Source organism: Streptococcus sp. SP1 (assembly GCF_030440005.1).
In the GTDB taxonomy this organism is placed as follows: Bacteria; Bacillota; Bacilli; order Lactobacillales; family Streptococcaceae; genus Streptococcus; species Streptococcus parasanguinis.
Window position 1 is genome coordinate 58,900 of record NZ_JAQFJJ010000002.1, and the last position, 21,093, is coordinate 79,992.

A 21,093-nucleotide genomic window follows, 5' to 3' on the forward strand; every position below is an offset into this window, starting at 1 on the left:
AAATTCTTCTATCGCTCTGCTGCAATATTAGAACTAAAATTAAAATTAACTATATCATTATTCGAATTAAGGTCTAAATTCATAAAATAATGATTCCAAAAGAATTCATTGTTACCTGCTCCCCACTGCACGCCATAATGACCCAAATATTCATCTCTTGGCTCGCTTGGAGTCAGCCATATTTTTTTCCCAAATACTTTCGTGAACTCGTTTTCGTCAAGCTTCTTTAGCAAATCTATACCATCTATATTATATGGAATTCCATATTTTTTAGCAGCTGCTGTGCATTCAGAATCGAAGCAAACCTGCGTAACTACACAGTCCTTCAGCTCCGTACTCTTCCTCTTATCTCCGTAAACACCTATACATCCGAGAACTACATTCTTCTTTACAAGAAGATAAGTCGATCGCGTAACTGCTGAGTCATATGGCTTAAAGCCGTTTGGTACGCTAACCCCCGATCCTTGGTATTTAGAATAGCTTCCCGTTGTCAAAAGCTCATTATAATTAGGATAATCATGTCTACCATTTGACACATAGATTTCAAACCCCTGGTCTATCAAATCCGAAATCTTAGTCTCTGTAAGATGAATTTCAGTTCTGTCAATTTTAAGTGGAGGTGCGTTATCAGGTAGACCTATAATTATATATACAAACATCAAAAACACGAATATCATAAGCACTGCAACGATACCTATCCAAGATTTCCCGGTTCTCCTTCGTGCATTGAAAAGCGCCATTATAGAAGGCGTGATTATAGCAGCACCAATTGGCGCCGCCCCATGACGGAACATGCCCATGACCTTAAAGGCAATTACAGCGCTAATTAGTATTAAAACTATGTGCACTGCATACTCTCCTACGCTTAGCTTACTCGTTCTAGTCTGATTATTTGCTGGGGCATCGTACACTGGAACACCGTTCTCAAAGGTGTTCTCCATTCTATAACGCAGCCAAAACAATATTCCAATAAACACAACTGCCAAGAAAACTAGCATTCCGATAAAAACTAATTTTTCCATATGTAACCTTTTGTCTGACCTAATTATCGTCCATCAAAATTCATATCTAGTCTACCACATTACAAGAAATATTAAAAGAATAGGATTATCTTAATAATATTTTATTAGCAAATCCAACTGAAATAACTGAATTAAGTAATACTAATGTATGGTGGATATGTAAGGAAAACTCAAATCATCGATACAAACTTAAAATTAATGAAAAAATTAAGTATAAAAAGCGCTCATTAATAAGTTGCCCAATTTGCAAAGGTTTAAGAAGAAAACAGGAGCATTTTGTTAGATTAAAGATATACTAGAGAATACTAAAATCAAACAAAGTAAAAACACTCTAAAGTTCATTAAATTGATTATAGAGTGTTTTTTGTTGTCAAAATGTACATTTGAAAAATTTTTAGTTTTCACTTAAATAAAGTACATTTTACAGAAGATGAACGGCTTTAAAAATTTCCAGTGTTCACTTAAATAAAGTACATAATTGAGTGTAATTGGCTTAAAAAAATTTTTTGGTTATTTTTTTATTTTTAGGCTCAAAAAAAAATTTTTGTTAATTAATAGAACCCCTATAACATCTTTCCGAAAAACTATAATTTTCTTGAAAAATATATCTGGTTATGCTATACTACTAGTATAGAAAGATTTGGAGAAAAACATGAAACGCGAGATCTTATTAGAACGGATTGATAAACTCAAACAAGTCATGCCTTGGTACGTCTTAGAATATTACCAATCGAAACTGGCCGTTCCATACAGTTTTACGACCTTGTACGAATACTTAAAGGAATACGATCGATTTTTCACCTGGGTTTTGGAATCTGGTATATCGGATGCTGATACCATGGCCGAGATTCCTTTAGACGTTCTGGAGCACATGACCAAGAAAGATATGGAATCCTTTATTCTTTACTTACGTGAACGTCCTCTGCTCAATGCCAATACGACAAAAAACGGGGTTTCCCAAACAACCATTAACCGTACCCTTTCTGCATTATCTAGTCTTTATAAGTATTTGACTGAGGAGGTTGAAAACGAGCAAGGGGAACCTTATTTCTACCGTAATGTCATGAAGAAGGTTGCTACCAAGAAAAAGAAAGAAACCTTGGCGGCTCGGGCTGAAAATATCAAACAAAAGCTCTTTTTAGGGGATGAAACAGAGGGGTTTTTGAATTATATAGATGAGGAATACCCCAAAACTCTCTCAAATCGCGCCTTATCCTCCTTTAATAAGAATAAAGAGCGAGATTTAGCCATTATCGCACTCCTTCTTGCCTCTGGCGTCCGTTTATCTGAGGCAGTCAACTTGGACCTTCGTGACCTCAATCTTAAGATGATGGTGATTGACGTCACTCGAAAAGGTGGAAAACGAGACTCGGTTAATGTTGCTGCCTTTGCTAAGCCTTATCTGGAGCAATATCTTGCTATCCGAGACAAACGTTACAAAACAGAAAAGACTGATATAGCCCTCTTTCTGACCTTGTATCGAGGTGTTCCAAACCGGATTGATGCTTCTAGTGTTGAAAAAATGGTGGCCAAGTATTCAGAAGACTTCAAAGTCCGCGTGACACCCCACAAACTTCGCCATACATTAGCAACTCGCCTCTATGATGCAACCAAATCACAGGTTTTGGTCAGCCACCAACTGGGACATGCTAGCACCCAAGTTACTGACTTGTATACCCATATTGTCAATGATGAACAAAAGAATGCCTTGGATAGTTTATAAGATTACATAACGGAAATTATGTAAAAGGTATTCTATTAGAAAAAGAGCGTAAGATTTTTTTATGGAATCTTACGCTCTTTTATTCTTTCCTATATTTAACTTCATTTCTTTGTATGATATCTTACTCCAATTGGAAATCATTTTCCCAATTCATGAATTTGATTTTGAAGCAATCCTTAGAATTCTTTGTTTTCAAACAGTTTAATAGCAATGTAAAAAATTACTATTGAATAGATTACAGTTAAAAGTAGTTGAATGGTGTAGCTAATTATCGAAATATTCCTTGAAATAGGGTTTAAAATATTCAATACTCCTAATGGGCTAAAAGATAATAATAAGTTATTTTGGTCTAATAAACTTCTTGAAATCAGTTCTCCTAAACCTCTTAACAAAACAACCCCAACTAGAGCACCCGATAAAGAATTTGATATCAAAAATAAACAAATAATTGCTGTACTATAAAAAATAGTTGTAAAAAACGTTGTAATAATTTGTATTAATCCAGCAGTAAAAGTAAGCATATTATCTGCAGAGGAAGAGTAAGCTCCAACTGTAAAAAATCCAAATAATAATGTTATTGCTAGAAAAGATGTTAGAAATAAAACAACTAAAAATAAGAATGAGACAAAAATAGATGCTAACAATTTTGAAAACAAAATTTCTACTCGTTTAACCGGCGTCACTAACAATGATTTAATTGTTTTTTGCTGGATTTCTTGATAAAACGGTACCAATGCTAAAATAACTCCAACTATCATAGCAAATATCGAAAATGTATCGCTGGTGGTTTTAAAAACATTTCCAAATGAAGATTCTGATGCAACCATTCTTAGATACAGTATCAATAAAGAAATGACACCAATAAACCCTCCAAAAACATAGAAAATCTTTTTCTCAGCGAATAATTTGAACAACTCAATCTTTATTAATTTAAACATATCAATTCTCCATATCAATTTGCATTTTGATAAAAATATCTTCAAAATTATTTTGTTTCTCAGAAAAATTTATGATGGAGATATCCTGGCGAAGTAACTCTGTGAGTAGTTTCTCCTTTACTTCTTTTAGTGATTCTATATCTAAAGATAACTCAAGTTGCTCCATTCTCTCAGAGAAATCAATGTTTAAGTTATTTAAGATAGACTTTGTAAGTTCTATGTTATCAGTTTTCAACAACCAAACATTCTTTATAGATCCAAGTGATAAAAATTCTGTCTTTTTCCCTTGGAATATTACTTTCCCTTGATTGATAATTGTAACTGTATCCACTAACTTACTTAATTCTTCCAATGAATGACTCGAAATTACAATCCCAACTCCTTTTTGGGACAACTCAATGAGTAAGTCTCTAAACTCTTTAATTCCTATGGGATCTAATCCATTGAATGGTTCATCTAATAATAAGATAGTTGGCTGATGTATTAATGCTTGAGCAAGACCCAAACGTTGTTTCATACCTAATGAAAAACTAGATACTTTACAATCCACACTATCCTCTAAACCTACCAAACGCAGATAGTTTAAAAGATCTTCTTTTGATAAGTTTACTTCATCATAAAGACTAGAAATAAGCATTAAATTCTGTCTAGCTGTTAAAGATTCATAAAATGTAGGGTATTCAATGATTGTACCAATACTATTCAAATAGCCCTTTGATTTCCCATCAATTGATTTCCCATTGATTTTAATTTCACCAGATTCTTTTTTTACTAAACCTAAAATCGTCTTGAATATTGTAGTTTTCCCAGAACCATTTTGTCCAATGAGCCCCATTATTTCGCCACACTGCAACTCAAATGATAAATCTTCAATTACTTTCTTTTTGTTATACGATTTATTTAGACCAATAATTTGTAATAGTGCCATTTCGTCTTCCCTTCCTTATTCTTAATCGCTCTGCACTTCTGCTGTTATTGGTGCAGTGTGTCGTGTATTCCTTAGATAGTTGTTGGTGAAGAGAAAGTTACTTTATAAGAGATGGAAGAAATTGTTTGGCTTTATTTTTGTATATCTTTACATCCAGATAAGCAAAGAAAACTCAGAAATACAATGAATAGACAAACTTTCTTATGATTTTTCTCCTTTCTACCATTCTTGATAGCGCATTACGGAGTATTTATTTCGATAGATTTCACCTTTTGGAATCTCACTATCCTTCTTTTTGAATTGAACCCATAGAATCCCTTTATCCGAGAGTAAAATGGGGCCATGATCATATAAATAATGAATCCGATGCCTTAAATCCCACAAATAATATTGAGATTTAACACGCTCCTCACTTCTTCTTTCTCCCATATAAGTGAGATAAATATTGCGATATATGGAGGTTTCTGCCTGTGAAGTAGAAAATATCTTCTTGTGGTTTTTATTTTCAAAGGTAAATGAAGCATCTTTATTATTTGCAACCAAGTAAAGGAGATTGTGCCCGTTCGTCAATAAATCGACATAATAGCGTTGATCATCCTTTGTTTGATCTATAACTTTTTTCTGCCCATCAATTAAGGAGTAGGTTACAATTTTTGTAGTTAAAGCTGTGTTATCAATTTGTACATAATACAAGTGATCTTTAAATACAGTCGGAAAACCGCTATTTTCTGATTCAATCGTCTGATGAGTCCCTGTTTCAAGGTCAAATTCTTCAATTTGATATAGGCTATCGCCTACTTCATAATTTATAAAGAGTTTCTGGTTGGATCGAGCTACTTGAGTAACTGGAACTGTTCCAATAGTTCTCCTATCGATCAGTGTCGTTAAAGATTTGTCCTTTATCTTCCAAAGATAGTAAATCCCTGTCTGATTGAGTTGATCATACTCTTCAAAAACAACAATATCATGATCAACATAGCTGACAGCTACATGAGTCAGATTAGATGTCTTATCAACATCTTTTATCTTTTGAAATTCCTTGGTATGTAAATTCATACTGGCAAGATAATTCTGATCATCATGTCCTTGGTCAACAGCCTCGCCATAGGCAATCCCATCATTTGACAGTGCGGTAGGTGTAAAAATTTTCCCATCTGGATAAGGGATAGAAATAGAATTTTTTAATAAGTCTTCTGCCTTTCTTTCCTCGAACCCTATTTTCCTAGACACATTGGTACTACCGGAAGGAGATTTTTTTTGTGGCCCTACAAGAGTGCAGGCTGATAAGAGAATGATAATACCAAGGATGATAAAACTTAAAAATTTTTGTTTGACATGATCTGTTTTCTTCATCAGCCTATACCTCTGGAATAGCTATAAAAGATAATATAGAAGATCCTACCATTCTTCAGCCATGGACTAGTTGAGTTTTATCACTTCGTCAGCTTTTTCCCAAATTACTGGATTATGGGTTGCAATAATGATTAAACGCTCTTGATTCTTTAACGTTAAGAGCAAGTCCATCACCTCTTGAGAGGTTTCTGGATCAAGTGCTGCAGTTAGTTCATCGGCTAAAATTACAGGTGGATCCTTTAAAATAACTTTAGCTAATGCGACACGTTGTGCCTCGCCACCGGATAATTCATAAATCTTTTGATCCAGAGCAAGGTAAGCCAGTCCTACTTTTTTTAGCACTTCTTCTTCTTGCTGCTTCTTCTCCTTTTTTGTTAATTTTTGACCAATCAATCCCAAATCTAAATTTTTAGCGATGGTCTCGTTTTCAAGCAGGCCAAAGTTTTGAAAAAGATAGCCTAATTCATGCTTAAAGAAGTGATGTTGTTTGATTTGTTTCAGTTCCTGCCCTTTATAGCTTATATTCCCTTCTTTATAAGGTTCTATCTTCGCCAAGATATTAAGCAAGGTTGTTTTACCACACCCACTATTTCCGATCAGAGCATAGACCTTACCTTCTGTAAATTGCAAGCTCAAATCTTGAAATACCGTTCGTTGGCCAAATGATTTGGTTAAATGTTCTATGCTAATCATATTAGGCTCCTTTCAGTACAGTGGCTAGCAAGTGGTCTTCTTTATGAGACCGGTACAAGAGAATGAACCAAGCATTAGTAATAAATAGCAAGAGAGTGACAAGAGCAATCCACCATTCTTGAGTGAGAAGGAATGTCAGGAGGCTTCCTAATAGTAAGAGGCTACTTTCTGAGAGCAAAATCATTTGGTGAATGTTTACAAATCCCAGACCTGCAATCTTCTTCAAGAAGATTTGTTTTCTAAACTCTTCAAAATATAGGAAATTCATAGTGTTAAAAAGAAGAACAGAGGTTGCTATACCAAAGACTCCTCCTGCAATCGCCATGAGATTTTCTATTTGTATGTTTTGGGCCATTTGCTGGTAAACGTCCACTGCATAGTCGTACTGACTAACACTTTTTTCAAGATTATACTCAGCGATTAGCTTCTTACTATTCTGAAGTCCATTAAAATAAAGGTAGGGATTTAGATGGGTGAAATATGGATTCACATAGCCTCCAAAACTTTCAGGTTGAATAACCACTAAAATAGGATCTGTAAAGAATTGCTTATAGCTCATCGGTGTATTATTATAGATAAATCGTTTTTGGTTGTTAGGAAGATAGGTCACCCGTGCTTTCATCGATAAAGCGATATTTCCTTGATCATCTCGAGGAGATAGATAATCTTCATATCGTTTAATCATCTCCTCTTCTCGACCTTTTAATTTTTCCGGAAGCAAGAGACCAAATTCTCCTGCTTGTAAGTGATTTAAGTGATCTTTCTCTTCAGGAGATACTGGTACACCTTGGATTTCTAGGTAATTTGGAGTTACATAAAGAGTTCGTGCAAGTGGATCGTAATCTGTGATTGAAAACTCTTTACCTGTACTAGGATCCGTCATAACTCCTTTTGAACTAAAAAATACGAGATTATGATAAGCTAAAAGACCACCATTTTCAATACCAGACTCGATGAGCTTGGACCATTTCTCCACATCCTCCTTCAGACCCTCTTTACTGATATTATGATAGAAATATTCTCGATTTGTACCAATTTGGACCCAATTCGATTGTTTAGACCAAGCCTCACTTCCCTCCTGGTAAGTTTGCCAGACTGATCCATAAATACTGATTCGATGAACTGCAAGACCAATTAGTGTGACAGCGAGAAATTGACAAATAAAGAGGAAAACCAAAATGCGCTTCAATGGAACCTTCCCTTTTAGAAGGGTGACTAAATGCATTGTTTGAATACTATATGCAAAGAGGAAAGATAAGATAGCAGATAAAATAAGTAACATCCCATTGTAAATGATACTACTCGAAATGATGACGGAATAGGTAAAAGGTGTTAATCGAAAGGAATAAATCAGAACCGCACCCATTATACTTGTGGCAATACATCCAAAAAGCAACTCTATACTATCATCTTTTAAAGAATGTCCGAAAAGCTGCAAGCGTCTCATTCCTGAGATATATCGAATCCCAGCGCTTCTCATTTCAAGTGTTTTCTGGATAATCGTCAAAGTGCTAAAACTAATGATAAAAATAACCAAGGCAAGTGATTGTGAACCTGAGCCAAAAAAGGCAATAAAGGTCTGCAGAGGATTTGGTTTCTCTATAAAAGTTTGTGAGAAACCAAGAGTATGAAGCGTTTGATCCAGCTTTTCAGTTTCTAATTCACCTGATAATACATAATAATTCGTTATCAGGCTTTCTTTGGCAGCCAGTTCTTTCTTCTCTTTTTTAATTCCAGAAGGAAGTTTTCCCTCTCCGAAGATATCATAGGTGAAAACAACTTGCCCTTTAGAATCTGTTCTTTGTATCTGACCGGCAATTATACTATGATTTTCCCTTGCCAAACGGTCTAAACTGGAAGATAAGTCTTCATATGTGACGCTCTTTTCTTGTCTCTGCACACTTACTACCGGAAGACTGCGGTGGACAAGCGTATTTGGAGAAATAAAGGCAATCCAAATTAAAAAGCTAGAGATGAAAAGGTTTGATAAAATAATAAAGACACGTTTCATATCATCACACTTTCTAAAGCATCAAAGGTAAATATTATTCAGCTAGTCAATCAATTTCCTTGTTTAGTGATTGCTGAGTATTTAAAATTTTATTTATACTTTTGTAAACGAATACATTTCTCCACCTTTACTATACTACAAAATCCTTAGTAAAACAATAATTTCTATGTGAAACTAGTTTCAAAAAAGAGATCCGCTACTGCGAATCTCTTTTGACTTTATTCCACCACTGCTTCAGCAATTTCCTCTGCAGTGATACCTGCAAAATAACGGCCAAGATTAATGGTTTGAAGGGATTTGAGGACGTCTTCACGTTCGTATTTAACGCCACGAAGAACCTCTTCTACTGCTGCAACATCTTCAATACCAAAGAAGTCACCGTAGATCTTGATGTCTTGGATTTTTGATTCAATGACGTTGGCGAAGATTTCAACCTTACCGCTTGGGAATTTTGTGCCACGACGGACATTGTATTCAGGAGATTTTCCATAGTTCCAATCCCAGGTACCGAACTTGGTTTCCTTGATACGATTGATTTCAGCCAATTCTTCATCCGAGAAGACATATTCTGTCATCTCAGGGTATTCTTTCTTCATGTAGTCCAAAAGCAAGTCACGGAACTCTTCAACTGTGATTTTTTCTGGTAACTCATCGATAATATTAGTTACTCGAGCACGAACGGATTTAACCCCTTTAGACTCAAACTTGTCTTTAGACACCTTGAGTGCATTGGCAAGAACTGACAAATCCACGTCAAAGAGAAGGCAACCATGGTGCATGATGCGTCCGTTGATATAGGCTTGGGCATTCCCACAGAATTTCTTGCCATCAATCTCTAAGTCGTTACGACCCGTGAATTCAGCCTTTACTCCAAGCTGAGCCAAGGTGTTGATCACCGGAGTTGAGAAACTCTTGAAGTCAAAGGCCTTATTTTCATCTTCTTTTGAAATGATAGTGTAGTTAAGGTTGTTTAAATCATGGTAAACAGCCCCACCACCACTGATCCGACGAACGACTTCAATCCCATGCTCCCGAACATAGTCACGGTTGATTTCTTCGATGGTATTTTGGTGGCGACCAACGATAATAGATGGTTTATTAATCCAAAGTAGGAAGATTTGATCTTCATCTAAAAGGTGTTTAAAGGCATATTCTTCCAAAGCAATATTAAAAGCAGTATCATTTGAATAATTAATAATGTATTTCATAAGATTCCTTTATATACGATAGAGACTGGTCCAGCATTTGCTGTCCAGCCACTCTATCATTTCAAATACTATTTCTTCTTAGGTGAATGAACAGCCAAGCCAAGTACATCCGCAAAGGCTTCGTACATCACTTCTGAGAAGGTTGGGTGGCCATGAATGGTCTTGAGCATTTCTTCTACAGTGATTTCCATCTCAATGATGGTTGAAGCTTCGTTGATCAATTCAGCAGCAGCTGGACCAATGATGTGAACCCCAAGAACTTCACCGTATTTCTTGTCTGCAATGACTTTAACAAATCCTTGAGCCGCGTCTGATGCAATGGCACGACCGTTCGCCGCAAAGTTAAACTTACCGATTTGAACATCGTATTTCTCACGAGCTTGTTCTTCTGTCAAACCAACTGCCGCAACTTCAGGAAGGGTGTAGATGGCTGCAGGAGTCAAATTCAATTTGGCAACAGCATGATTTCCCTTAAGGGCATTTTCAGCGGCAACTTCACCCATACGGAAGGCAGCGTGGGCCAACATCTTAGTACCGTTGATGTCACCTGGCGCATAGATACCTGGAACAGATGTTTCCATGTATTCATTGACCTTGATCCGTCCACGATCCAATTCAAATTCAACATCTCCGATACCTTCAAGGTCTGGAACACGACCGATTGAAAGAAGGGCTTTATTCGCGATGATATCATCTTTACCTTCAACCTTGATACGGAGTTTTCCATCTTCCTCAATGATTTCTTGCAATTTAGTATCCGTCAAGATGGTCATACCCTTACGTTCAAGGATCAAACGAAGGTTCTTAGATACTTCTGCATCCATAGCTGGAACGATGCGGTCCATCATTTCGATGACTGTTACTTTTGAACCAAAGGTCATGAAGGCTTGACCAAGTTCGATCCCGACAACACCACCACCGATGATCACGAGGCTTTCTGGGACTTCATTCATTTCAAGAATATCGTCACTGGTCATGACAAGGGATGATTCCATACCAGGAACGTTAATCTTGCTAACTTTTGAACCACCAGCAAGGATGATTTTCTTCGTTTCAAGCAATTCAGAACCATTGACCAAGACATTCTTATCTTTCGTAATGGTACCGATACCCTTGTGAACATCCACTCCGTAGCTGCGAAGAAGTCCTGCAACTCCACCGACGAGGGTATTTACGACCTTGTTCTTGGTTTCAAGAACCTTATCCATATCTACTGAGAAACTTGGATTTTCAATGATAATACCACGGTTTGCCGCATGACCGATATTTTCAATGATTTCAGCGTTGTGAAGGTAAGTCTTGGTTGGGATACATCCACGGTTCAAGCATGTTCCACCAAGTTCAGATTTCTCAACGAGAGCAACCTTACCACCCAATTGAGCTGCCTTAATAGCAGATACATAACCAGCAGGACCCCCACCGATCACTACGATATCATAAGCGTCATCGCTCTTATTGTTATCGTTTGAAGCACTTGCTGCAGCTAGTGCTGGGCTTGCTTCTGGTGCAGCAGCTCCGGCTGTTGGGATATTTTCCCCTTCTTCACCAAGGTAACCGATTACTTCTGTTACAGGAACCGTTTCTCCGTCCCCTTTCAGGATAGCGATCAAGTAACCGTCTTCTTCTGCTTCCAATTCCATGCTGACTTTGTCTGTCATGATTTCAAGGAGAACTTCTCCTTCTTTTACAAATTCGCCGACTTTCTTATTCCACTGAACGATTTGTCCTTCGGTCATATCTACGCCGGCTTTTGGCATAATTACTTCTAAGGCCATTTTATTTCCCTCTTTTTCTTGTTTCTATTCTCTCTCGTTGATTAGACCAACATTGAAATCGGGTCTTCAATCAAGGCTTTCAAGTCTTTCATGAATTTGGCACCAGCCATCCCATCGACAACACGGTGGTCAATGGTCAAGCCCAAGCTCATGATTGGACGAATGACAATTTCACCATTCACAACAACTGGTTTTTCAACCGTTGCACTAACCCCTAGGATAGCAGAGTTTGGTTGGTTGATAATCGGTCCAAATGATTGAACGCCAAACATTCCTAAGTTACTGATGGTAAAGGTAGAGTTTTGCAATTCACTTGGAGCAAGCTTACCATCCAAGGTACGTCCGATAACGTCCTTAAAGGCTACGACCAACTCAGACAAGGTCATCTTTTCAGCATTGTAGACAACTGGTGTCATAAGACCATTATCCATACCAACAGCCATCGCAAGATTAACGTAGTTGTGGGTGATAATTGTTTTACCATCTTCTGTCAATGAAGCGTTGATATATGGATGTTTCATAAGAGTTTTGACAACCGCAAGTGAAAGCAAATCTGTAACAGTGATTTTCTTACCTGTTGCTTCCATAATTGGATCAAGAACTTTTTTACGAAGGGCAAGCAATTCAGACATATCTACATCGTAGTTAAGCGTAAAGGTTGGAGCAGTTAAGTATGACTCAAACATACGTTGAGCAATAACCTTCCGCATAGGAGTCATCGGTATACGCTCGATTTCTCCATAAGGTGTCACGTTATCTGGAACTTCTTCCACTTTCTCAATTTGAGCGGGTGATTTAATCGTATCGTTTTCGATATTTTCAGGAAGGAAGGCTAAAACATCCTTCTTCATAATCTTACCACGATGACCAGTTCCTTGGATTTCTTGCCAAGCAATATTATGCTCTAGTGCAATTCGTTTTGCAAGTGGTGAAATGCGAACCACATTTGTTTCTTTATAGGTTTCCACGTCTTCTTTGTGGACACGACCGTTTGCGCCTGAACCAGAAACATCATAGAGGTTGATTCCAAGATCATCCGCTAATTTTCTAGCCGCAGGAGTCGCTCTTAGCTTATCATCAGCCATGACCTCTCCTATTCTATTATAAGATATCAAGGACGTAGAGGACAAAGAAAAAATAGGAGATTGACGCTGTGTTCGATGAACACAAGGAAATCTATCTTTTTTTCACAGTCCTCCGTCCGGATTCAGTTATAAGATACTAAGGGCGTCAAAAGTCAAAGTGAAAATAGGAAACTTGACGAAGAAACTTTAGTTTCTAGGAAAGTTTATCTTTTTCACCCAGACTTTAGCCCGTGCTCTAATCTAAGATATTAAGGACGCAGAGAACTTTGTACCTAAAAAGATACAAAGTTTCCTCGTCTAATTCAAATGATATTACATAATTTATGTTATGTATTATTCTTTGTTGTATGTTTTACGAATGGCTTCTTTGATATTTTCAACTGTTGGGATCATTGCATTCTCTAGATTTTGGGCGTAAGGCATTGGCACATCTTCCCCCGCACAACGGCGGATTGGTGCATCCAAGTAATCAAATGCTTCTGATTCAGAGATAATAGCTGAAATTTCTCCGATATAGCCACTTGTTTTGTGGGCATCATTGACAAGGACTACTTTTCCTGTCTTCTTAACAGAGTTAATGATGATCTCTTTATCAAGTGGAACCAAGGTACGTGGGTCTACTACTTCTACTGAGATACCTTCTTCTGCTAATTCTTCAGCAGCTTGCATCACGCGACGAAGCATTTTTCCGTAGGTTACGACAGTGACGTCAGTTCCTTCACGTTTGATTTCTCCGACACCAAGTGGAATTGTGTAGTCTGGATCAACTGGCACTTCCCCTTTTTGGTTGAATTCTGATTTGTACTCAAGAATGATAACGGGGTTGTTATCACGGATAGATGACTTGAGCAGTCCCTTCATATCCGCTGGCGTACCAGGAGCAACAACTTTCAAACCAGGAACATGAGTAAACCATGATTCCAAAGATTGGGAGTGTTGAGCTGCAGATCCAACTCCATTACCAGCAGCACAGCGAATGGTCATCGGTACTTGCCCTTTACCACCAAACATGTAGCGAGTTTTAGCAGCTTGGTTGACAATAGCATCCATGGCAATTACTGAGAAATCCATGAAGGTCATATCAACGATTGGGCGAAGTCCGGTCATGGCTGCACCTGCTGCTGCACCTGAAATCGCAGCCTCAGAAATCGGACAGTCACGGACACGTTCTGGACCAAACTCTTCCAGCATCCCTACAGAAGTACCGAAGTCTCCACCGAAAACTCCGACATCTTCTCCCATCAACAATACATTTTCGTCGCGACGCATTTCCTCAGACATAGCAAGGATAATGGTATCGCGGAAAGACATTAATTTAGTTTCCATAATTCTCTACTCCCCCTTAGTCTGCGTAAATATCTTCGAAAGCTGATTCGAGTGGTGGGAATGGGCTTTCTTCCGCAAATTTCACTGAAGCTTCAACTGCTTTTTTCACTTCTTCTTGGATCTGATCCAATTCTTCTGCGCTTGCAATTTCATTTTCAAGGAGGTACTTGCGAAGGTTTTCGATCGGATCTTTCTTCTTCCATTCTTCGACTTCTTCACGTGTCCGGTATTTACCAGGGTCAGATGAAGAGTGACCGAGCCAACGATAAGTGACACTTTCAATCAAGACAGGTCCTTTTCCAGAGCGGACGTGTTCAACAGCTTTTTGGAAGCCTTCATAGACATCAATAACGTTGTTCCCGTCAGGAATAAACATTCCAGGAATGCCGTATGCAGCACTACGCTCATGAATGTGCTGAATATTGGTCATTTTCTTGATATCAGCAGAGATTCCGTAACCGTTATTGATACAGTAGAAAATTACTGGCAGCTTCCAGATCGAAGCCATATTGACCGCTTCGTGGAAGACACCTTCATTGGTTGCGCCATCGCCAAAGAAGCAGACGACAATCTTACCAGTCTTTTTCATTTGTTGTGTAAGGGCAGCACCTACTGCAATTCCCATACCACCACCAACGATCCCGTTCGCGCCAAGGTTTCCGGCATCCAAGTCAGCGATATGCATAGAGCCGCCTTTCCCCTTACAAGTACCTGTATACTTACCAAGGATCTCAGCCATCATGCCATTCAAATCGATTCCTTTAGCAATGGCTTGTCCGTGTCCACGGTGGTTAGATGTCAGCAAATCATCATCGTTCAAAGCCAACATCGCTCCGACGTTAGCTGCTTCTTCCCCAACAGAAAAGTGCGTCATTCCTGGCACTTTCCCTTTTTTTACTAACTGTGCAATTTTTAAGTCCATGCGACGGATTTCTTCCATTTTACGGAACATTTCCAATAAGAGACTTTTGTCTAATGTTGCCATCATTTCGCCTTTCTTAGCATTTATTCGTTCACTTTCATTCTAGCCAAAAATGAAAGCTCAGTCAAAAATAATGCTCAGAAAAATTCACAATCCTAAACACTATAATTATGGAAACTATAAGCTTTCAAAAGGAAATGTTTAGTTTTTTCACAAACTTCTAGATTTTTCCATCTCATTCAATAGTCACATAAAAAACCGATAGGATCCTATCCTACCGGTCGTCATCTTATGATTGGCGTTGGCTAAAGTCATGAATCATTTGTTCCAATTCTTCACGACTAGGTGTTGTAAGCATATAGAGGTAATCTCCCTGAAGTTCCGCAAAGGCTGCTGGCATGTCTTTCTTCACACGGAATTGATCACGGTATTTGGCCAGAACTTCTTCCTCTGAAAGAGCATAAGCTGCATTGGCACGACGAGAAGTTGCCAAGCAATAAAGGGGCCCAAACTCAGAAGCTGGGAAGGGTTCTCCTGCTACGATGGCAGCATAACCACGGTACAAATCAATTGAGTGAGCATAGTTGTAGACGTCGATGGTAAAGCCACCTGCAGGACGATTATTGTACTCGATCGCAATATAGTCATCCCCATCGCGGAAGAACTCAATGTGGAAGAAACGTTCTTTCATGCCAAAGGCTTTAACAATCGCTTCCCCGTATTGACGCAATTTTGGATCCATTTCTTTAAGGACATAATAAGAGTTGTCCATCTTGTAGAGCATCAAATCGAGTGGCGTATGTGCATAGTCAAAAGTAGTTGAAAAGACAATGTTGCCGTCACGATCCACTAGACCATCAAAGGTACAAATCTCACTAGAAGTGACAAATTTCTCAAAGAAGTACTCTGTATGGCCATCCCACTCAGCCTTGAAATGGTCCACATCTTCTGGCGTTTCGATCTTGAAGGTCGCTGCTGCTCCTACCCCATTGTCAGGCTTAGCAATCAATGGCAACCCAATCTTCTTCACAGCCTTATCAATGTCTTTTTCTTTTTTAATAACAGCGCCTGGAACGACAGGAACACCTGCTTTCTTGAAGAGTTTCTTCATTTCTGATTTGAACTTGGTTTTCTTCAAATCTTTTGGCTTAGCGCCGAAGACATTGAATTGCTCACGAAGCGCCGCATCCAATTCCAACCAGTACTCATTGTGGGATTCGATACGATCGATTGGGCCATGTTTGTAAAAGAGAAAGGCTACTGCACGCTTCACTTCATCCAGATTTTCCAAATTTTCAACACGGAAATATTCTGTTAAACTGTTGCGCAAAGGCTCATCTAACTGTTCATATGGCTCTTGACCAATTCCCAAGACAGTGATCCCTTTATTAGCCAGTTCGATTGTAAATTGTTGGAAGTTTTGTGGGTAATATGGTGAAATAACGATATAATTCATTGAGGTCTCCTCCCTTTTTACTTATAGATACATTTGGCCTAGGAAATATGGCATTTGTTTGCGCCACCATTCCCAATCGTGGGCGACATCATGTCCCCATTCAGCGAACCATGCAGGAATATTTTTGTGATCAAAGGCTTCTTTCAGTTTGTAGAAAGATGGAAGTCCATCTTGTTCCCAAGCTCCTAAACCAGTACAAACAACGATTTCCGCCTGACGATAACGATCGATAAACCAGCCATCATTTTGGTTCCAAATATAATCAGATGGAGAGTTTTGGTAAATGGCTTCATCGCCTCCAAAGTCACCAACAAAGAAACGAGCGTCATAGACACCACTCAAAGCAATCACTTTGTTAAAGACATCTGGATGTTGCAAGAAGAAATTGAGCGCGTGGTAGGCCCCCATAGAGCAACCAGTTGTCATCATCGGATCAAACCAGCCTGTTTTGTGTTTGATAAAAGGAATGGCTTCTTCAATCACATAGCGCTCGTATGCACGGTGCATCTCAGCTCGATCATGAGGATTCTTCCAATCACAAAGCCAGCTATCACTATCCACACTAGAAAGGGTGAAAAATTGAACTCGTCCCTCTTCGATAAACTGGGCACAAGCATCAATCATACCAAAGTCATAGTACTCGTTATGGCTTCCACCTGATGAAGCAAAGACCACAACAGGAACTCCTGCGTGTCCATAGCGATTAACATACATTTCACGGTTAAGTTGGCCACTCCAGTGGCTTAAATGTTCAATATTCATAAGTTTCCTCTTTCTCTCTATTGATTTGTTTTGAGTCCATTAATCCCAATTTTCAGCCAAAAAGCGAAGGCATTCTGGTAAGTGCTCTGCCCACGCTTCTTCGTGGTGAATAGCACCAGATTGAATCCGAATGGCAATATGATTGAGTTCCACCCCTTGCTGGATGACGTCGTGATAATAACGAAGGGATGAATCGATATAGGCTTGCTTGATGTTTCCTGCCATCAAAGTTTTATCTGTATCATCCGCCTCTTCAGTCCCCACATAGATGTAGATCCGTTGGTCTGCATATAATTTTTTACGTTCGATATAATGATTGAAGGCATCTTGGTGTAGCCAGTTGGCGGATGAAAAGACCCCTAAACAACCGATTTGATCTTGGTACTCTAATCCCAAGAATTGGGTAATATTTCCCCCCAAGGAAGATCCAATCATGGCCGTATGTTCTCGATCAGCAAGAGTCCGGTATTCTTGGTCGATAAAAGGTTTCACCACCTCCATGACAAATTCGCCGTACTCAACCCCTTTGCCACCAAATTGCATGCCAGGAATATTAGATTCCTTGTACTTCCAGGCAGAGTATTCATTCATGCGTTGGAAACCATCATTATCGATCGCAACGACAATCATGCGACTAATATCGGGATTCCGCTTAATGGCTGGAATCACCTTCCAGGAATGACCCGCATAAGCTTCCTTGCTGTACAAAACGTTTTGCCCATCGTGGAAATAAACCACAGGGTAACGTCTATCTGTATCCGTTTCATAATTCTTAGGTAATAAGACTCGCACACGACGGAGTTTTCCGGTATAAGGCACTTTCAACTCGTGTGTCTTCATATCTAAATAAAAATAGGATTTGTTCATTGTCAGAAAACTCTCTATATTCTAAATTTTATTCATTATACCATTTTTAGAAGAAAAAGTCTGGATTTTCTCCAAACTTTTTCCTTTCTTGGGTTATTTTTCCATAAACTGAGCCAAATCTTGTAAGGAACGTTCGGCAATTTTTTCATAGCGCTCTTTTTTATCTCGAATGCGTGGTCCTTCTAGCTCTTTGATAATCCCGAAGTTGACATTCATGGGTTGGAAATGCTTGCTGTCAGCATGGGTGATATAGTGAGCCAGGCTTCCGATAGCTGTCGTTTCAGGGAAAATCGCTGCTTCTTCTCCTTTGAAAAGGCGAGCTGCATTGATTCCAGCTACCAAACCTGAGGCCGCTGACTCAACATAGCCTTCTACACCTGTCATTTGGCCTGCAAAGAAGAGGTTCGGTTGTTTCTTAGAACGGTAAGTTTGTTCAAGCAGATTCGGAGAGTCCATGTAGGAATTGCGGTGCATGACGCCGTATCTCACAAACTCCGCATTTTCCAAACCTGGAATCATTTGGAAAACCCGTTTTTGCTCGCCCCATTTAAGGTGAGTTTGGAAGCCAACGATATTGTAAAGGCTAGCAGCCGCATTGTCTTGGCGCAACTGAACAACTGCATAGGGTGTCTTAAACTCCCCATCACGTGGACCTTTGTAATCATCTGGATACTCGAGTCCAACTGGTTTCATAGGGCCATAGAGCATGGTTTTGATGCCTCGTTTGGCCATGACTTCAATTGGCATACAACCTTCGAAATACTTTTCTTTTTCAAAAGAGTTGAGTGGGGCTTCTTCTGCATTAACCAAGGCCTCGTGGAAATCCATAAATTCTTGTTTGGTCATGGGGCAGTTGAGATAAGCTGCTTCTCCCTTGTCATAGCGTGACTTGAGATAGACCTTGTCCATATCGACAGTATTGACATCGATGATTGGAGCTGCTGCATCATAGAAATAGAAACCGTCGCCACCATTGAGGGCATGGATCTTTTCTGCCAAGGCATCGCTAGTTAGAGGCCCCGTTGCGACCACTGTAATGGCATCTGTCGGCAATTCCGTAATTTCATCACGAATGACTTCGATAAGAGGGTGTTGGGACACCTTCTCCGTCACCCGGCTAGCAAAACCTTCTCGGTCCACAGCCAGTGCTCCACCGGCCGGTACCCGGGTCGCTTCCGCTGCTTCAAGGATGACAGAACCCAGACGGCGCATTTCTTCTTTGAGGAGCCCGACAGCATTGGTGAGAGAATCCCCACGAAGAGAGTTGGAACACACTAACTCAGCAAAGTTGTCTGTTTTATGTTGCGGAGTGGATTTGACTCCACGCATTTCGTAAAGCTTGACCGGAATTCCCTGTTGGGCAATCTGGTAAGCTGCTTCCGAGCCTGCAAGGCCCGCACCGATCACATTGATATAAGATTGAGACATGACACTAATACCTCTTTGGGTATCAAAACACCCCACTGGACTGTTAGACACCCACAAATCTTTCTAATTTTCTACTTGGTCCATTATACCAAAAAGCCAAGTAAAAAAACAGGGAGGCTTTTCCTTCCTGTCTTAGACTTTACTATTTATTTTCTTATAGACACAACCAAGCTGCTAAGAGGGCAGATAGGATACTGAACAAGGACCCGATCAAGTAATACTCCGCAAAGGCTGGATTCTCCGAAATTTTATTATAGCGGGCTATGGATTTGGCTGTAAATACTAGGCCGATAGAAGCAAATTGCCCATAGACCAGACAGGAACCAATCACCAAACGCTCTAAAAAGCCAATCATGGAACCAGCCCCAGTGATCGTATCCATTTTCTTCTTGCTGGTGGGTTGATACTTGGCAAACAGAATTTTAAAGGCAATATTGCTTGGTTTCCCAACTAGGAGGACATAAAAGATCAGATTTAAACTGTCCAAAGGCAGATAGGTCGTGCCATTCTTCGCTCCTAAAAGGACTAGACAGCTAATGACGCCGATATGCAAGACTTGGTCCAAGGCAAAGGTCCATGCGGTTGGTAATTTCAGTTGCTTCTGCACGATCGGTTTTAAGAAATCTATTCCAGCATGAGTTAGTAAAATGACCAAGCAAATCCACCACAAGTCCAGATGACAGAGAGAAACCACGATCAGAGGCAGAGCTACATATAGAATGTGAAGTCCGAGCACCTTCTTATCCTGATCCTTGCGATCCGCCATCTTCTGACTTTGAAAATAATAATCCGATAACAAATGACAAATCAACAAGAGGATCAAATATGGATTCGTTACGATACTAGACAATCCGCTCATGGGCCTCTCCTTTCACTATGCTTTGTATACTGGCCAGGGCAGCTGCTCTCCCCCGTAAATAAACACGGACACTGCTACTCTTCAACCGTTTAGAGAGGGCACTTGGGTTGATAGCTAGTGATTGGGCCAAATCCTGCTGACTAAAGGACTCGCTATATACGGATCTCTTTAGAAGATTGAGCAAGATCTCTTCCTGACTATCCCGCCAACCTGAACGAATGGCTTCTCCAGAAGCGATGAGGGCGTTCACAAAAAAGTCTTGGTTTTCCTTCCCGCTTGAAAAATAAATCTGTGTATTGCCATAGTCATTTTTCTGATGAACAAAATTGATGGCTGCGCGTGCATTCCAATAAGCTGGACCATCTGCTCCAACACTTTGCAAGGGATCAATAGCTGTTACAATCTCCCCAAGGCCAATTCCAAAACGAAGCTGAGTAGGGGTTAGTTCTGAACGTAAGGTATCGATGATTTGAAAAACTGGAGCATCCACTTTTAAAAGCGCCTGAAACTCATCCCCCAAGGTTAAGGTAAAACAGGATGCCAAGTAGTCCGCAAAAAGTCCATTCATCTTTTGAAGCGTTATTTCTAACTGTTTTTGCAGGTCAAAACGTTCTTGTACCATTTTGGAATCGATGACATCTGCAATCAAAGCAAGATACATAAGCCCACCTCCTTGTGTCTATTATAACGAAAAAAAACAAAAATGTCTATTATAACAGACATTTATAAAAATTGCC

19 protein-coding genes are annotated in these 21,093 nt (G+C 39.4%); 2 read left to right on the forward strand and 17 right to left on the reverse strand.

The annotated features are described in order from the left end of the window. Positions 1 to 8: 8 nt before the first annotated feature. The gene (locus PCY07_RS01380; RefSeq protein ID WP_301355082.1) at positions 9 to 1,022 is read right to left on the reverse strand and encodes a hypothetical protein; all 1,014 of its coding nucleotides are present in this window, start codon (positions 1,020 to 1,022) and stop codon (positions 9 to 11) included. A gap of 98 nt (positions 1,023 to 1,120) precedes the next feature. On the opposite strand from PCY07_RS01380, the gene PCY07_RS01385 reads away from it, so the two are divergent. Both PCY07_RS01385 and xerS read left to right on the forward strand, forming a co-directional pair. After that, a complete protein-coding gene (locus PCY07_RS01385) occupies positions 1,121 to 1,321 on the forward strand; it encodes a zinc-ribbon domain-containing protein (RefSeq protein WP_301355111.1) in 201 nt (66 codons plus the stop codon). Between the two features lie 353 nt (positions 1,322 to 1,674). After that, entirely contained in the window at positions 1,675 to 2,745 is a 1,071-nt protein-coding gene (gene xerS, locus PCY07_RS01390; RefSeq protein ID WP_301355081.1) for a tyrosine recombinase XerS, read from the forward strand. A 176-nt stretch (positions 2,746 to 2,921) separates the two neighbouring features. Here the strand turns inward: xerS and PCY07_RS01395 are convergent, their stop codons facing one another. The 16 genes from PCY07_RS01395 to PCY07_RS01470 all read right to left on the reverse strand — a co-directional run bounded on the left by PCY07_RS01395 (position 2,922) and on the right by PCY07_RS01470 (position 21,017). Further along, entirely contained in the window at positions 2,922 to 3,683 is a 762-nt protein-coding gene (locus PCY07_RS01395; protein ID WP_301355080.1) for an ABC transporter permease, read from the reverse strand. A 1-nt stretch (position 3,684) separates the two neighbouring features. Next, entirely contained in the window at positions 3,685 to 4,611 is a 927-nt protein-coding gene (locus tag PCY07_RS01400) for an ABC transporter ATP-binding protein (RefSeq protein WP_301355079.1), read from the reverse strand. Positions 4,612 to 4,830: 219 nt separating this feature from the next. Next, complete coding sequence (locus PCY07_RS01405; protein ID WP_301355078.1) at positions 4,831 to 5,964, reverse strand: hypothetical protein; 1,134 nt, start codon at positions 5,962 to 5,964, stop codon at positions 4,831 to 4,833. Between the two features lie 66 nt (positions 5,965 to 6,030). Further along, positions 6,031 to 6,657, reverse strand: coding sequence for a putative bacteriocin export ABC transporter (locus PCY07_RS01410; RefSeq protein WP_301355077.1), 627 nt, complete (start codon positions 6,655 to 6,657; stop codon positions 6,031 to 6,033). A gap of 1 nt (position 6,658) precedes the next feature. After that, complete coding sequence (locus PCY07_RS01415) at positions 6,659 to 8,668, reverse strand: DUF1430 domain-containing protein (protein ID WP_301355076.1); 2,010 nt, start codon at positions 8,666 to 8,668, stop codon at positions 6,659 to 6,661. 218 nt (positions 8,669 to 8,886) lie between these two features. Further along, positions 8,887 to 9,876, reverse strand: a complete 990-nt coding sequence (locus PCY07_RS01420; RefSeq protein WP_301355075.1) for a lipoate--protein ligase — start codon at positions 9,874 to 9,876, stop codon at positions 8,887 to 8,889. 68 nt (positions 9,877 to 9,944) lie between these two features. Beyond that, a complete protein-coding gene (gene lpdA, locus PCY07_RS01425) occupies positions 9,945 to 11,651 on the reverse strand; it encodes a dihydrolipoyl dehydrogenase (RefSeq protein WP_301355074.1) in 1,707 nt (568 codons plus the stop codon). Between the two features lie 41 nt (positions 11,652 to 11,692). Then, on the reverse strand, positions 11,693 to 12,736 hold the full coding sequence (locus PCY07_RS01430; RefSeq protein ID WP_301355073.1) for a dihydrolipoamide acetyltransferase: 1,044 nt from the start codon (positions 12,734 to 12,736) through the stop codon (positions 11,693 to 11,695). 333 nt (positions 12,737 to 13,069) lie between these two features. Next, positions 13,070 to 14,062: an alpha-ketoacid dehydrogenase subunit beta gene (locus PCY07_RS01435; RefSeq protein ID WP_301355072.1), complete on the reverse strand. Its 993-nt coding sequence runs from the start codon at positions 14,060 to 14,062 to the stop codon at positions 13,070 to 13,072. 16 nt (positions 14,063 to 14,078) lie between these two features. After that, on the reverse strand, positions 14,079 to 15,047 hold the full coding sequence (locus PCY07_RS01440) for a thiamine pyrophosphate-dependent dehydrogenase E1 component subunit alpha (RefSeq protein ID WP_301355109.1): 969 nt from the start codon (positions 15,045 to 15,047) through the stop codon (positions 14,079 to 14,081). Positions 15,048 to 15,273: 226 nt separating this feature from the next. Continuing rightward, complete coding sequence (locus PCY07_RS01445) at positions 15,274 to 16,440, reverse strand: acetyl-CoA carboxylase biotin carboxylase subunit family protein (protein ID WP_301355071.1); 1,167 nt, start codon at positions 16,438 to 16,440, stop codon at positions 15,274 to 15,276. A gap of 21 nt (positions 16,441 to 16,461) precedes the next feature. Further along, complete coding sequence (locus PCY07_RS01450; protein WP_301355070.1) at positions 16,462 to 17,202, reverse strand: alpha/beta hydrolase-fold protein; 741 nt, start codon at positions 17,200 to 17,202, stop codon at positions 16,462 to 16,464. A 39-nt stretch (positions 17,203 to 17,241) separates the two neighbouring features. Next, on the reverse strand, positions 17,242 to 18,069 hold the full coding sequence (locus PCY07_RS01455; protein ID WP_003015026.1) for an alpha/beta hydrolase: 828 nt from the start codon (positions 18,067 to 18,069) through the stop codon (positions 17,242 to 17,244). 93 nt (positions 18,070 to 18,162) lie between these two features. Then, the gene (trmFO, locus tag PCY07_RS01460; RefSeq protein ID WP_003014968.1) at positions 18,163 to 19,497 is read right to left on the reverse strand and encodes a methylenetetrahydrofolate--tRNA-(uracil(54)-C(5))-methyltransferase (FADH(2)-oxidizing) TrmFO; all 1,335 of its coding nucleotides are present in this window, start codon (positions 19,495 to 19,497) and stop codon (positions 18,163 to 18,165) included. 154 nt (positions 19,498 to 19,651) lie between these two features. Further along, on the reverse strand, positions 19,652 to 20,356 hold the full coding sequence (locus PCY07_RS01465) for a DUF3307 domain-containing protein (protein ID WP_301355069.1): 705 nt from the start codon (positions 20,354 to 20,356) through the stop codon (positions 19,652 to 19,654). Then, the gene (locus PCY07_RS01470) at positions 20,340 to 21,017 is read right to left on the reverse strand and encodes a SatD family protein (RefSeq protein ID WP_301355068.1); all 678 of its coding nucleotides are present in this window, start codon (positions 21,015 to 21,017) and stop codon (positions 20,340 to 20,342) included. The genes PCY07_RS01465 and PCY07_RS01470 overlap by 17 nt, the downstream gene beginning before the upstream one ends. Positions 21,018 to 21,093 lie beyond the last annotated feature (76 nt).

Bases quoted from the DNA above. Each gene is read 5' to 3' on its own strand.
- PCY07_RS01380 (WP_301355082.1), bottom strand. From the start codon at position 1,022: ATGGAAAAATTAGTTTTTATCGGAATGCTAGTTTTCTTGGCAGTTGTG.
- xerS (WP_301355081.1), top strand. From the start codon at position 1,675: ATGAAACGCGAGATCTTATTAGAACGGATTGATAAACTCAAACAAGTC.
- PCY07_RS01395 (WP_301355080.1), bottom strand. From the start codon at position 3,683: ATGTTTAAATTAATAAAGATTGAGTTGTTCAAATTATTCGCTGAGAAA.
- PCY07_RS01400 (WP_301355079.1), bottom strand. From the start codon at position 4,611: ATGGCACTATTACAAATTATTGGTCTAAATAAATCGTATAACAAAAAG.
- PCY07_RS01405 (WP_301355078.1), bottom strand. From the start codon at position 5,964: ATGAAGAAAACAGATCATGTCAAACAAAAATTTTTAAGTTTTATCATC.
- PCY07_RS01410 (WP_301355077.1), bottom strand. From the start codon at position 6,657: ATGATTAGCATAGAACATTTAACCAAATCATTTGGCCAACGAACGGTA.
- PCY07_RS01415 (WP_301355076.1), bottom strand. From the start codon at position 8,668: ATGAAACGTGTCTTTATTATTTTATCAAACCTTTTCATCTCTAGCTTT.
- PCY07_RS01420 (WP_301355075.1), bottom strand. From the start codon at position 9,876: ATGAAATACATTATTAATTATTCAAATGATACTGCTTTTAATATTGCT.
- lpdA (WP_301355074.1), bottom strand. From the start codon at position 11,651: ATGGCCTTAGAAGTAATTATGCCAAAAGCCGGCGTAGATATGACCGAA.
- PCY07_RS01430 (WP_301355073.1), bottom strand. From the start codon at position 12,736: ATGGCTGATGATAAGCTAAGAGCGACTCCTGCGGCTAGAAAATTAGCG.
- PCY07_RS01435 (WP_301355072.1), bottom strand. From the start codon at position 14,062: ATGGAAACTAAATTAATGTCTTTCCGCGATACCATTATCCTTGCTATG.
- PCY07_RS01440 (WP_301355109.1), bottom strand. From the start codon at position 15,047: ATGGCAACATTAGACAAAAGTCTCTTATTGGAAATGTTCCGTAAAATG.
- PCY07_RS01445 (WP_301355071.1), bottom strand. From the start codon at position 16,440: ATGAATTATATCGTTATTTCACCATATTACCCACAAAACTTCCAACAA.
- PCY07_RS01450 (WP_301355070.1), bottom strand. From the start codon at position 17,202: ATGAATATTGAACATTTAAGCCACTGGAGTGGCCAACTTAACCGTGAA.
- PCY07_RS01455 (WP_003015026.1), bottom strand. From the start codon at position 18,069: ATGAACAAATCCTATTTTTATTTAGATATGAAGACACACGAGTTGAAA.
- trmFO (WP_003014968.1), bottom strand. From the start codon at position 19,497: ATGTCTCAATCTTATATCAATGTGATCGGTGCGGGCCTTGCAGGCTCG.
- PCY07_RS01465 (WP_301355069.1), bottom strand. From the start codon at position 20,356: ATGAGCGGATTGTCTAGTATCGTAACGAATCCATATTTGATCCTCTTG.
- PCY07_RS01470 (WP_301355068.1), bottom strand. From the start codon at position 21,017: ATGTATCTTGCTTTGATTGCAGATGTCATCGATTCCAAAATGGTACAA.